Below are 12,499 nucleotides of genomic sequence, written 5' to 3'. Positions count from 1 at the left end.
AAGATCAGTTGTTCCACGATACTTCTTTTACGCCGGTATCCGCCTGTATATCTGCGATCAGTTTGCCTACAATGGCTTTATCCATGCTTTTAAAGCGAACGGTGATAAAGAAGAAGCTATCCGTTTGTTCAATATTGCAGGAGGTGATGTTGAGGGCGGTGTTTTGAAATAGTTGATCCGTTACCTCAATGGATTTACTCCGTTCGAAAGTGATGATGCGGATTGTTTTTTGTTCAAAGCGGTTGAGGAATCTTTTTTCCACCGGCTGCAGCAGCCACAGGATAATGATGGCAATAGACGTAGCAATAAATGCGGCAAAATACATACCACCGCCGGTAGCGAGGCCAATAGCGGCCACTGTCCATAAGCCCGCTGCGGTAGTGAGACCGCGTACCACGCCTTCTTTCAAAAAAAGAATGGTGCCCGCGCCGATAAATCCAATACCACTGATCACCTGTGCGGCCACCCTGGAGGGGTCCAGTACAATGTTGGGCTGGCCCAGGATATCGGAAAATCCGTAAGCGGAAACCATCATGGTTAAAGCCGCACCTACAGACACCATCATGTGCGTTCTTAACCCGGCAGCCCAGTCCTTCCGTTCTCTTTCCAAACCTATTATACCGCCAAAAACCGCTGCCAGCGATAATCTTATTAATATTTCCGTCCAGGGTATCATACTACTAATTTACGCAATAAATTTCCTTTCATCCTGATTTACGTATAGTCGTACTGTTAAAGAAGGTCAAAATTTGTATCTTGAAATCAATTCATTTATACTTTTCGCATGCTTCCAACAAAACCACGTTTATTCATTGCCGCTGCACTGCTTTGTTCCGCTGTAACCCAGGCGCAGGTGAAGTTCCGGACCATAGAACCGGCAGCCACCCAGCAGGGATTAAAAACCGTACATAGCCCGCACCTCGCTGCAGAACCCGCTGCGGGAAACAACCGCCATCAGCTGATTGTGATGATTCCCGGTACCGGTGGGCGGGCGACCGACTTCCGTACGTTCGATAGTTCGTTTGCTGCTATGGGATACTATGTAGTAACTCCTGATTATGTGAATACGGTGATCACGACGGTATGTTCCAAAAGTGAAGACAGCACCTGTTTTGATCATTTCCGCCAGGAGATCATGTTTGGTACGCCGGTGAGTGATAAAGTAGAAGTGGACTCCGCCAATAGCCTGGTGAACCGTTTTACAAAGCTGTTGGTATACCTGGCGGCACAGGATCGTGGCTGGAGTGAGTTTGTACGTAACGGACAGGTGCGCTGGGATAAAATTATTGCAGCGGGTCATTCACAGGGAGCCGGGCACGCAGCGTATTTCGGTAAGCAGTTCCGTTTGCGCGGCGTGCTGATGTTTTCCGGACCACAGGATTACCTGCAGTATTTTAATGCGCCGGCGCATTGGCAGCAGGAGCGGGGCCGCACACCGGTGAACAGGTATTATGCGTTTCTGCATGCCGCAGATCCGTTTAATTATCAGTACCAGGTGCAGGATGTAAGTGCGGTGAGCCATCGCGCAGTCACCGATACAACGATGGTGCAGCCGGGAATGCCGGTTCATTCGAGGAATAGTATTCTTGTTACGGATGTGGACCGGAAAGATAAGCACGGATCTACACTGGGAACAGACTTTATAGCCGTATGGAAATATATGATCAGCGGCGCTACAGGGAATTAAAAAAAGAAAGCCGGTTCTCAGTAAAGAACCGGCCAAAACGTTTTCCGGGAGTTATGTGTTATATTTAGAGAAGAGTCAGTACTTCATTCACCATCACTTAATCCCGTCAGTTATGAAAAGAATCATTGTTGCTTTTTCATGTGTTTGTTTATTGGGCATTGGTAGCGCGCAGGCGCAAAGCATCCTGGATCAGGCGAAGAAAACGGCCGGAAGTGTGCAGAGTCCTTTATCCAATCCGGGAGGTGTTGCCGGCAGTATACTGAGTAAGTTAGCGCCGGCATTATCATTAACGGGTGCGCAGCAACCAAAGGTACAGGACCTGGTAACGGGTTTTCTGAAAAAGAAAGCGGCTATACTCCCGTTGCAGCAATCTAACCCCAGTGGCTATACGTCGCAGTTCGGTGGATTGAAAAACGGGTTGTTTTCTAAACTGAAAACATTGCTGACGCTTAGTCAGTATACAAAGTTGCTTGGCCTGAAACCCAAAACCAATGATGCTTCCAATGTATTATCGCAACTCTTTTATTAAGCGCTGTTAAAAAACAGGGAAGACTGGTGGTCTTCTCTGTTTTTTATTCTTTATCTTCGCGGGCGTTCGTTACCATTCTATGCCAAAGAAGAAGAGGAAAAAAAAGAAGCAGCACCAGGGATTCAACAGTTTAGCCGTTATCGTTATATTGATCATCGCTGCATTTGCAGTAACTACCTGTTCCCGGAAAATTACCGGAGATAAAGAAAAACCTCCTGCAAAGAAATCATCTCACAAAAAAAATACTACTACCCGCACCAGTACATTTTTACTGGCAGAAGATTTTGAGTCGGGTTCCAAAACAAATTATAACAGCGGCGACGTGGAATTATCCAGCGGTACCTGGAAGTTCAAAGATGCGGTAACCGGCAACCTGGAGGAAGATCATAAAACAGGTGCACAGGCGTTGCGTATCCGCGATAATGGTATGGCCGGGATGAAATTCGATATTGCTGTAAAAGGAACGGTAACGGTTACACTAAAATATGCCGGGTATGGTGCAGACAAAAAAGGGACCTGGGAGTTGTGGGCATCGGTAAACCGGGGTCAAAGCTATTTTCGTGTGGGTGACCCCGTTAGTGTTAGTTCCGGTGTACTTAAAACAGCCACCTTTACCGCGAAGAGTACGGGCACCATCCGGTTTGATATCCGTAAAACAGACGCCGGCAACAGCCGGATCAATTTTGATGTGTTCCGGGTGGTGGCCGGTGGAAAAGAAACGCCCGTTAAGCCGGTGGAGAAACCGGCAGGAGGCGATGACGATAACCTGTTACTCGGTAATCCCAGCGATGCCAGTGCATCGCTGGTGATGGCGAATAATTACCTGATGGATAAAGAATATTACAAGCTGTCGTATAACCGCGACAAGGGCACGCCGAACTGGGTTGCCTGGCATGTATCGCGCAGGGATCTGGGCAAAATGTCGAGGGCCAATGATTTCAGGCCCGATGCCGACATTCCGGAAAGCTGGTACCAGGTATCTCAAACAAGTTATATGGGCAGCGGTTTCGACAGGGGGCATAATTGCCCTTCGGGCGACCGGACTGCCAGCCGGGCAGCCAATGAATCCACCTTCCTGATGACCAATATGATCCCGCAGGCCCCCAACCATAACCAGCATTTGTGGAAAAACCTGGAAGAATACACACGGGAGCTGGTGATGAAAGGAAACGAGGTATATGTGATCATGGGTAGCTATGGCAGCGGAGGAACCGGCAGCAAGGGACTGGCAAAAACAATAGATGGCCGTAAAATTACCGTGCCGGACCATATCTGGAAAATCCTGGTGGTTTTACCGGAGGGAAATAATGATTTGCAGCGTATTAATAAGAACACCCGTATTATTGCGGTGAATACACCCAATAAAAATGATGTTAATGCCAGGTGGAACGCTTACCTGACATCCATTGAAGAAATAGAAAAGGCCACCCGGTATAAGTTGCTGGACAGGGTGCCACCGGTAGTAAGACAGGAGTTAGTGAAGAAAATAGATGCAGGACAGGAGAGAATGTATCGTTAAAAAAAATATTATGTTGTTCTGGCAATTAAATTATAAATTGCATAAAATTATTATGTTTTTGTAGTTTGTAAACTAATATCCAGAAAAAAAATCATGATAAGTTCCTATAAAAACCAGATTGGCATAATTTTATTGAAAGTACGGTAGCGACATGTAACTTATTGAAGCCTTAGATCGTTATTATAATTACAAAGCTAACTTAAAGTATAACTGGCCGATTATTAATGGAAATGGACCTACACTTTTCTTGATTATATGCGTATATAACAGGAAAAATACTGTGTACACAACGAAAGGAATGGCGTAAAATAATTAGGGATAAAATGGCGTTATACCAGGGAAGCTTAACAATATGAGCTTTTTAAACATTAATTTTATATCTAACTAATATGGGTGAAAGAGTGTCGGTGGCCTTGCTTGTTACTACATACAATTGGCCGGAAGCATTGAAGCTTGTGCTGGATAGTGTACTGGTACAAACCGTCCTCCCTGACGAAGTCATTATAGCTGATGATGGCTCCGGAGAGGCTACCAGGGATGTTGTAGAGGCATTCAGACGAAAAACCAACATTCCGGTGAAGCATTTCTGGCATCCGGATGAGGGTTTCCGCAAGACTATTATCATTAACCAGGCGATTACCGGTACCTCTTCTGACTATATCATCCAGATTGATGGCGACATTGTGATGCATGAGCTTTTCATCAGAGACCATATCACGGAAGCGGAAAAAGGGTATTTTATCCGCGGCAGCCGGGTGTTGTTACAGGAGGAGATTACCCGGAAGTACCTGAACAACGGACAGTTTGAGCGGGTGTCGTCTTTCAGTAAAAATGTGAGAAACCGGATCAATTCGCTTCGTATTCCTTTCCTGGCCCCTTTGCTGATTAAAAAGAGTCAGCGTTCCCGGAACTGGATTGGTTGTAATTGCGCATTCTGGAGAGCAGATTTTCTGAAAGTGAATGGTTATAATAATGAGCTGAAAGGCTGGGGACATGAAGATATTGAACTGGCAGCGCGTTTTATTAACTCAGGACTTTATCAGAAGAAGGTAAAATTAAAAGCAGTGTGTTATCACCTGCATCATCCTTTTAATTCCCGTGTACATGAAAATATCAACTACAGGGTTTACCTGGATACCTTAAATCATGGTATTGCCTATTGTTCCAACGGCTACAGGCACCACTTAACAACGGAGTAATTCACTAAAAGATATAAATAAAAAAGGCCACCAGACGGTGGCCTTTTTATTTAGTTACTAAACGTCTGCATTTCGATGAGCCGTTTATAAATGCCGTTGTTGCTGAGCAGTTCCTGGTGGGTACCCTGTTCGGCCACCTGACCATTATCCAGCACTATAATAAGATCCGCATTCTGAATGGTACTCAGGCGGTGAGCGATGACCAGGGAGGTGCGGTTTTTCATCAGGTTATTCAGTGCGTCCTGCACCATTTTTTCTGATTCTGTATCCAGGGCAGATGTAGCCTCATCCAGTAGCATCAGTGGCGGATTGGAAAGTACGGCACGGGCAATGCAGATACGCTGCCGTTGTCCGCCGGAGAGCTTGGACCCTTTATCGCCAATGTTGGTATCATAGCCATTTTCAGTTTTGCTGATAAAATCGTGTGCATTGGCAATCCTGGCTGCTGCCTCCACTTCTTCGATGGTGGCGTTAGGTTTGGCAAAAGCAATATTGTTGAAGATGGTATCATTGAAGAGGATGGACTCCTGGTTTACCACACCCATGAGTGCGCGTAAAGACTCCATCGTAACGGACTTCAGGTTTTTACCATCTATCAGGACGCTGCCGGACTGGGGATCCATAAAGCGGGGGATCAGGTCCATTAACGTGGACTTTCCGCCGCCGGAAGGGCCTACCAGCGCCACAGTGGAGCCTTTGGGTATGCTGAGGTGAATGTTATTCAGTACTTTCTTCTCGCCGTAGGCGAAAGAAACACCATCAAAACGGATCTCATCTGTAAAGCCGTTTAATGTAACGGCATCCGGCGCGTTGGTGATGGCCGATTGCTGATCGATCAGCTCCAGTACCCTGTCGCCCGCTGCAACTCCTGAATGGATATTGCTGAACGCGGTAGAAATAGCTTTTGCCGGGCGCATAATCTGGGAGAAGAGGGCGATATACACCACAAAGGTAGATCCGTCCATATTCCCCTGGTTATTGATAATAAGGGAACCGCCGTAAAACACGATACCAGCCACCATTAACACCCCTAAAGTTTCAGAAACGGGCGAAGCCAGTTGCTGTCTTTTAGCCATAGAGCGGGATATTTTGGAATACTTGCGGTTTTGTTCATCAAAGCGGTTGGTAATAAACCCAACGGCATTAAATGCCTTAACGATCCTGATGCCATTCAGCGCCTCATCGAGGTAACTGATCATCATACCGTAAGTTTGATGCGAAGCGGTAGCCTGTTCTTTCAGTCTTTTTACAATTCTTGATATAATAAAACCGGCCACTGGAATCACCAGCATAGAAACCAGCGTTAATTTATAGGAGATGAGGAACAGGATGACGAGGAAAGAGATCAATTGGGCCGGTTCTTTAAATAACACCTGCAGGGTGCCGGTCACCGTATATTGTACTACCTGTACGTCGGACGCAATTTTGGAAATGATATCTCCCTTTCTTTCGTTACTAAAATAACCCAGGTGCAGGTTCATTACATTGTTGAATACTGTTTTACGCAGGTTCAGCAAGGTTTGTATGCGTAAGCTTTCCATAGTACGGTCCGCGAAATAGCGGAACAGGTTACCCAGTAATACAGAGGCGGCAATACAGGCGCAAACAAACTCGAGGCTTTTAATTTTACCGTATTCGCTGGCAATAGTAGTGGTGTAATGTTTAAACACCGCGAAAATATCAAAATAGCTATCCGGCATGGGAGCTATTTTCTGATTGAGATCCTTGTTAAACAGCGTTTCCAGCAAAGGCGCCAGCAATGCAAGGTTCAGCGTGCTGAATATTACAGACAACAGGACACAGATGATATAGGGGATCGCAAATTTATTAATAGGTTTAGCAAATGATAAGAGTCGGAAGTATGTCTTCATATTTTAACAATAATCGTATAATGATTAGACGGTGCATAAAAAAAACCGCATCGTTGCTGATGCGGTTCCTTAAGTTTTTAATTTTCTTTTTATCAATAACTTAAAGAATATTTTTCAGTCGCACATTCAAGCCTGCAGATCACCAGTAAAAACTGCAATCAGGGCTCAAAAATAGCCCTTTTGGCTTAATTGTCAAAAGATTTGATAGCCGCCCGGGCCTGGGGCGGCTATCAGCGATTATTGCTGCGAGAGGATTTTCAACGCCTCCGTATCTTTATATTGAACCATGAGTTGTTTCAGGTGCTCTTTCAGAGTGGCGGTGAGTTGCTCCGTGCCTTTCCGGCCATAAAGATTGTTCACCTGGTGCGGGTCCTGCTTCAGGTCGTACAGTTCCCAGCTGTTGGACTCCCCGTAGAAGCGCACCAGCGTGTATTGTTCCGTACGGATACCGAAGTGCGGATATACGTGGTGGGGCTGGGGGAATTCGTAATAGTGGTAATAGGCTTCTTTTCTCCAGGGAACATTTTTGGCATCTGCTTTCAACAGGGGTAAAAAGGAGGTGCCTTGTATATCGGCAGGCACTTTTACGCCGGCGATGTTGAGGAAAGTGGGAGCCCAGTCGATGTTCAGCATCAGCTGATTGATGGAAGTGCCGGGTTTTATTACGCCGGGGTATTTGATCACGAAAGGGGTGCGTAGTGATTCTTCGTAAATAAAGCGTTTATCGAACCAGCCATGTTCTCCCATATAAAAGCCCTGATCGGAGGCATATACGACTACTGTATTTTTTGAGAGTCCTGATTTATCGAGGTAGTCCAGCAGCTGACCGATGTTCCTGTCGAGCGATCTTGCCGTCGCCAGGTAGTCTTTCAGGTAGCGTTGGTATTTCCATTCCACCAATGCATCGCCGGTTAGTTTTTGTTCATCAAATTCTTTACTGATCTTATTTTCATAGTAATCGATAAAAGCTTTTTTCTGTTCCGGTGTGAACCGGCCATAGATACCTTTTCCGTAATCAGCATGCACTTTCAGGTCTTCTTTCAGGCGCATGGTTTTATCAATGGTCATGTCCTGGTTTTGTGCGGCCAGGCGGTTTTTGTAGTCATCTTTGAAAGTGGCCGGCAAGGGAAATGTTTTGTCGTCGTATGCGCCGAGGTCCTGGATATCCGGCAGCCATTCCCGGTGTGTGGCTTTTTCGCCTACTACCAGGAAGAAGGGTTTGGACGTATCGCGTTTGTTGATCCAGTTAACAGAGAGATCGGTGATGATATTGGTAACGTAGCCTTGTATGCGGGTAGTATCGCTGGGGCCAATGATATCAGGGTTATAGTATTGGCCCTGGCTGTTGAGGATACGCCAGTAGTCGAATCCCTTTGGCAGGTTGCCTAAATGCCATTTACCGATCCAGGCTGTCTGGTAGCCGTTTTGCTGCAGCAGGGCAGGAAACAGTTGTTGTTCCACGTCAAATTTTTTCTCATTCAGCGTATAGCCGTTAATGTGACTATACTTGCCAGTGAGCAGGGTAGCCCTGCTGGGGCCACAAATAGAATTGGTGACCAGGGCATTTTTGAAAATGGCGCCCTGAGCGGCGATCCGGTCGATATTTGGCGTTTGTACCAGTTTGCTGCCATAGGCGCTGATAGCCTGGTAGGCATGGTCGTCGGAGAAGATGAAGATAATGTTGGGACGTTGTTGCTGCGCATAGCTGTTGGCAGCGAACAGGAGTAACAATCCCCAGGTTTTTTTAAGATAGTTTGCGGAAAAGATTTTCATGTTCATGCGTTTATCTGTTGATGGGCAGTTTACCCTGGCAGGTCAAAGATATTTTATTATCCTACAAATTGTATAGGGTATTCTTTTTTTTGAAGAATGAAGAAATAACAAAGCCAGATATGCATAAACAAAATAAAATAACGGCCGCTCTCAGCGGCCGCATCTCAAAAAATCACTTCTCCGCCACCACTTTAAACTCTTCAAACACCACATCAAACGGCAACTTCCCCGGTGCTGCGGCCACAGGTCCTATCTGCACTTTACCGCCGGGAGGAAAATACGCCAGTCGCAGCATATCAAATTTCTTATTATCAAAAGAATATTCAATCTGTACATAATCTCCTTTACGCAGTAATTTCAGCCACATGCTTTTGGGGCTGTCGTGACGCGGAACTACAGACCAGTCGGATACCTCACGGGTTACTACGGCGCTTACGTTTTGTACGCCGTCTACATATTCGATACCGGTTTTAATCCAGTTTTTGGCATCCTTGCGGATCATCAGGCCGGCCTGATGGAACAGCTCTTTATAATGACCGGTGATTTTTACTGTAGCGGTAAAATCGCCTTCCTGTTCCTGGAAATAGAAAGGGCCATTATCGCGGATGAAGCCGTAGTGCGTTACCTGCCAGTAGTCGGTACCGGGGTCAACGGTCACATTTATCTTGTTATGATCTGCAGACCATTTCTGAGGAGTGTTATACCATTGCATAGTTTGTGCTTTTAGTCCCATACTCATCGCTATGAAAGCGGATAATGCTACCAGTTTTTTCATGATGTTTCCGTAAAATTTTTATGTAAGATGATAAATATTCTCCGGAATGGATAATTTTTAGTGATGGGTAGCTGCTTTGGATTTGTTAACTTTAAGAACCCTCTTAACCTGCCCGTTAAATGTTATGAATATGAACGAAGAAAACCCTCAAGTAACAAAAAGAAAGTCCGTTGCCGTTATTGTAGCCCATCCCGATGATGAAACGCTGTGGGCCGGAGGCACTATCCTGTTTCATCCGCAGTGGAACTGGACTATCATCAGCCTGTGCCGCGCCGGTGACACAGACAGGGCTCCTAAATTTTTTAAGGCACTACAATTGTACGGAGCACAGGGTGTGATGGGAGATATGGACGATGGCCCGGAACAAACGCCACTTCCGGAAGAGGTGGTGGAAAACCAGGTGCTTGCCCTGCTGCCGGTACAGCATTACGATTTGGTTATCACCCATCACCCGCGCGGGGAATATACCCGGCATCTCCGCCACGAAGAAGTAAGCAGTGCGGTGATCCGGCTATGGCAACAAGGCCGGATCACTGCCGATGAGCTCTGGGCGTTTGCTTATGAAGATGGATTAAAGTCCTATTTCCCGGAAGCTATTCCTGAAGCAACTATTTATCATGTGCTGGATAAAGATATCTGGCAACGTAAATATGAGGTGATCACGCAAACGTATGGATTTAAGGTTGATAGCTGGGAGGCAGCCACCACGCCTTTGGCGGAATCGTTCTGGTGTTTTAATAACAGCGGGGAAGCTCATCAGTGGCTCAACAGTTTACCGTTTGAATTATGAAAGTACTTTTGTTATTTGATTATCCGCCGGCTCCCGGGGGACTGGCAACACAAGGAAATTTATTGTACCACGGTTTGCTGGAAATAGGTGTAAATGCGCTGGCGGTACATTACGACTCACCGCTGGAAAAGGAATGGTATTACAGTTCGTTTAAGCCGGATGTGGTGGTGGGCGTGGGCTATTGGGGATATTGTCCACAGCTGGTTCTGCATCCGCAGCGGTTTGGCATGCAGCCGGTTCCCTGGCTGGTGGCCGATGGATATATCGCCAACTACCAGGACGTGCTGAATGATTTGCCGCTGATCCTCGTTACCTCGCAGTGGGTAAAGGAAATGTATATACGCGATGGCATCAACGGTGATAAAATAGCCGTGCTGCCGGTTGGCTGCAATACCGACAGGTTCATACCGCTGCCAAAAGATCATCCGCGGGTGAAAGCCATACGGGAGTCAATGGGCGTGGCGCCGGATGAGCTGATGCTCCTCACCATAGGTGGTGACGCCTGCTCAAAAGGCGCCAGGGAAGTGATGCAGGCGTTGTCGCAGTTAAGCGGCGAAGTGCCGGACAACTGGAAATATATCTGCAAAGTATGGCCGCAGCCGCGCACCAGCATACAAAACAAAGCGGACCAGGAGCTGGCGGAAGAACTCGGGCTGGATGGCAAGGTGCAATATATTACCAGCATTGTATCAAGAGAGGAGATGCCTTATCTCATCAATGCCTGCGATATTTATGTGGCCCCTTCGCGGCTGGAAGGTTTCGGAATGCCGCAGGTAGAAGCAGGCGCCTGCGAAAAACCGGTAATCGGCATTCGCGCAATGGGAATGCTGGATACGCTGGTAGATGGAGAAACCGCACTGCTGGCCGGTGTGGCAGAAAAAATTGTGGTGAACGAAGTAGTGCTGGGCAAAGAGTCGGGTTTTGAAGCAGATCACAAAGTGGTGTTTTCCACGCCCCGCACGGTCGACTACCGCGCAGATATAAATGATATCAGGCGGCATTTGCAACGGTTAATGACAGATGCCACCTACAGGGAACAGTTAGGAAAAGCTGCAAGGAAAAGAGTAGTAGCAAATTTTGATTACCGGGTTATAGCAAGGCAGTTTGTGCAGCTGATGCATGAAAAACTTAATATCCGTTAAACATGGAAGCTTCCTCCTGGTTAACCATCAATGCAGCCAGGGACGCCGCCCTGAAGGTTTTGCTGCATAATGTAAACGGTCCTTTTCACGGCCTCCCCCGCACTGCGGGATGGGGATACCCTGAACCATACACGAGAGATCTTCTCCTGTCGTTTTTTGGCGTGGGCGTAACCGGCAACCAGGTGCTGATCAACAGCATCCGGAAAGTACTGGAAACACTGGCGAAAAATCAAACCCCACACGGACATATTTCTTCCCTCGTACACGATAAACAAGACCTGGGCGCCAGCGACAGCACGCCGCTCTTCCTGCTCGTGACAGGTATGTATCGCAAGCTGTCGGGAAATGAACAGTTCCTCGAAGAAGCCGTGAACAGATCGCTGCAGTGGATGGAATATCAAAGTCCCTCGGACCGTTACCTGGTGGCGCAACAGCCTACCAGCGACTGGCGCGATGAACAATGGGTGCTTGGGTACGGACTATTTGTAAACACGCTTGTGTATAGTTATCTCCGTATCCTCGGGCATCATGAACGTGCGGAGAAAGTACGGCAGGCAATGGGAAGATTCACCATTACCGGTGGTGTACAACACCGGCATGTGCACGAAGGATTGGTAGTGAAACACAAACCCTACTATGCCATGTGGTCCTACAAAGTACTGAGCAGCGAACGGTTTGATCTGCTGGGCAACAGCCTGGCTATACTCTCCGGCATTGCAGCGCCCACCAGGGCCGCGGAAATGGTATCATGGATTGAAGATGAATGTGCAGAGCTGATAAAAAACAACCAGCTGGCTGTAAAACTGCCGCCTAACTTCTTCCCCTATACGAAACCGGGCGACAACGACTGGCACGAACGTTACACTTTTTTTAATCTCCCCGGAGAATACCATAACGGTGGCATCTGGCCCTTCATCTGTGGTTTTTATGTAGCCGCATTGGTAGCCGCAAAGAAGTACCGGCTGGCAGAAGAGAAACTGCTGGAACTCACCAGGATAATTACTATTTCCAACAGCGGAACAGTGGATTACGGTTTCAATGAATGGCTGAAAGCACAGGATGGTACTGCAAAAGGGCAGGAGTGGCAAACCTGGAGCGCCGCACTGTACCTGTATGCAGCGAAATGCGTGGAAGAAAGACGTACCCCCTTCTTTGAAGAAATGAGAATGCGGCAACCTGTTTCATGATAACTTGATGAAAGATTGATGAAACTC

11 protein-coding genes are annotated in these 12,499 nt (G+C 47.0%); 7 read left to right on the top strand and 4 right to left on the bottom strand.

What is annotated here, in order from left to right:
- Window positions 1-4: 4 nt before the first annotated feature.
- Entirely contained in the window at window positions 5-676 is a 672-nt protein-coding gene (locus B5Z18_RS03665; RefSeq protein WP_079468032.1) for an MgtC/SapB family protein, read from the bottom strand.
- A gap of 108 nt (window positions 677-784) precedes the next feature.
- Between B5Z18_RS03665 and B5Z18_RS03660 the strand changes: the two genes are divergently transcribed.
- The 4 genes from B5Z18_RS03660 to B5Z18_RS03645 all read left to right on the top strand — a co-directional run bounded on the left by B5Z18_RS03660 (window position 785) and on the right by B5Z18_RS03645 (window position 4,934).
- Window positions 785-1,687: a BPSS1187 family protein gene (locus B5Z18_RS03660; RefSeq protein WP_079468031.1), complete on the top strand. Its 903-nt coding sequence runs from the start codon at window positions 785-787 to the stop codon at window positions 1,685-1,687.
- A gap of 112 nt (window positions 1,688-1,799) precedes the next feature.
- Window positions 1,800-2,216 carry a hypothetical protein gene (locus tag B5Z18_RS03655; protein ID WP_143313483.1) on the top strand — a complete coding sequence of 139 codons (417 nt, stop codon included), beginning with the start codon at window positions 1,800-1,802 and terminating at the stop codon, window positions 2,214-2,216.
- Window positions 2,217-2,295: 79 nt separating this feature from the next.
- The gene (locus B5Z18_RS03650) at window positions 2,296-3,735 is read left to right on the top strand and encodes a DNA/RNA non-specific endonuclease (protein WP_079468029.1); all 1,440 of its coding nucleotides are present in this window, start codon (window positions 2,296-2,298) and stop codon (window positions 3,733-3,735) included.
- A gap of 389 nt (window positions 3,736-4,124) precedes the next feature.
- Window positions 4,125-4,934 (top strand): glycosyltransferase family 2 protein, encoded by an 810-nt coding sequence (locus tag B5Z18_RS03645; RefSeq protein ID WP_143313482.1) that lies wholly within the window; start codon window positions 4,125-4,127, stop codon window positions 4,932-4,934.
- Window positions 4,935-4,984: 50 nt separating this feature from the next.
- Here B5Z18_RS03645 and B5Z18_RS03640 read toward each other — a convergent pair whose 3' ends face one another.
- The 3 genes from B5Z18_RS03640 to B5Z18_RS03630 all read right to left on the bottom strand — a co-directional run bounded on the left by B5Z18_RS03640 (window position 4,985) and on the right by B5Z18_RS03630 (window position 9,353).
- Window positions 4,985-6,805: an ABC transporter ATP-binding protein gene (locus tag B5Z18_RS03640; protein WP_079468028.1), complete on the bottom strand. Its 1,821-nt coding sequence runs from the start codon at window positions 6,803-6,805 to the stop codon at window positions 4,985-4,987.
- A gap of 237 nt (window positions 6,806-7,042) precedes the next feature.
- Window positions 7,043-8,578 (bottom strand): sulfatase family protein, encoded by a 1,536-nt coding sequence (locus B5Z18_RS03635; RefSeq protein ID WP_079468027.1) that lies wholly within the window; start codon window positions 8,576-8,578, stop codon window positions 7,043-7,045.
- Between the two features lie 172 nt (window positions 8,579-8,750).
- Window positions 8,751-9,353, bottom strand: a complete 603-nt coding sequence (locus tag B5Z18_RS03630) for a DUF1349 domain-containing protein (protein ID WP_227024582.1) — start codon at window positions 9,351-9,353, stop codon at window positions 8,751-8,753.
- Between the two features lie 130 nt (window positions 9,354-9,483).
- On the opposite strand from B5Z18_RS03630, the gene B5Z18_RS03625 reads away from it, so the two are divergent.
- Genes B5Z18_RS03625 through B5Z18_RS03615 form a run of 3 tightly spaced genes read left to right on the top strand, consistent with a single transcriptional unit; the run spans window position 9,484 to window position 12,472 of the window.
- Entirely contained in the window at window positions 9,484-10,143 is a 660-nt protein-coding gene (locus B5Z18_RS03625) for a PIG-L family deacetylase (RefSeq protein WP_079468026.1), read from the top strand.
- Window positions 10,140-11,285, top strand: coding sequence for a glycosyltransferase family 4 protein (locus tag B5Z18_RS03620; protein ID WP_079468025.1), 1,146 nt, complete (start codon window positions 10,140-10,142; stop codon window positions 11,283-11,285). The genes B5Z18_RS03625 and B5Z18_RS03620 overlap by 4 nt, the downstream gene beginning before the upstream one ends.
- 2 nt (window positions 11,286-11,287) lie before the next feature.
- A complete protein-coding gene (locus tag B5Z18_RS03615; RefSeq protein ID WP_079468024.1) occupies window positions 11,288-12,472 on the top strand; it encodes a glycoside hydrolase 100 family protein in 1,185 nt (394 codons plus the stop codon).
- Window positions 12,473-12,499 lie beyond the last annotated feature (27 nt).

It is taken from the genome of Chitinophaga ginsengisegetis, from assembly GCF_900168065.1.
In the GTDB taxonomy this organism is placed as follows: Bacteria; Bacteroidota; Bacteroidia; order Chitinophagales; family Chitinophagaceae; genus Chitinophaga; species Chitinophaga ginsengisegetis.
This window is presented reverse-complemented; position numbering and strand designations above follow the sequence as displayed.

Bases quoted from the DNA above. Each gene is read 5' to 3' on its own strand.
- B5Z18_RS03660 (WP_079468031.1), top strand. From the start codon at position 785: ATGCTTCCAACAAAACCACGTTTATTCATTGCCGCTGCACTGCTTTGT.
- B5Z18_RS03620 (WP_079468025.1), top strand. From the start codon at position 10,140: ATGAAAGTACTTTTGTTATTTGATTATCCGCCGGCTCCCGGGGGACTG.
- B5Z18_RS03645 (WP_143313482.1), top strand. From the start codon at position 4,125: ATGGGTGAAAGAGTGTCGGTGGCCTTGCTTGTTACTACATACAATTGG.
- B5Z18_RS03640 (WP_079468028.1), bottom strand. From the start codon at position 6,805: ATGAAGACATACTTCCGACTCTTATCATTTGCTAAACCTATTAATAAA.
- B5Z18_RS03635 (WP_079468027.1), bottom strand. From the start codon at position 8,578: ATGAAAATCTTTTCCGCAAACTATCTTAAAAAAACCTGGGGATTGTTA.
- B5Z18_RS03655 (WP_143313483.1), top strand. From the start codon at position 1,800: ATGAAAAGAATCATTGTTGCTTTTTCATGTGTTTGTTTATTGGGCATT.
- B5Z18_RS03625 (WP_079468026.1), top strand. From the start codon at position 9,484: ATGAACGAAGAAAACCCTCAAGTAACAAAAAGAAAGTCCGTTGCCGTT.
- B5Z18_RS03630 (WP_227024582.1), bottom strand. From the start codon at position 9,353: ATGAAAAAACTGGTAGCATTATCCGCTTTCATAGCGATGAGTATGGGA.
- B5Z18_RS03615 (WP_079468024.1), top strand. From the start codon at position 11,288: ATGGAAGCTTCCTCCTGGTTAACCATCAATGCAGCCAGGGACGCCGCC.
- B5Z18_RS03650 (WP_079468029.1), top strand. From the start codon at position 2,296: ATGCCAAAGAAGAAGAGGAAAAAAAAGAAGCAGCACCAGGGATTCAAC.
- B5Z18_RS03665 (WP_079468032.1), bottom strand. From the start codon at position 676: ATGATACCCTGGACGGAAATATTAATAAGATTATCGCTGGCAGCGGTT.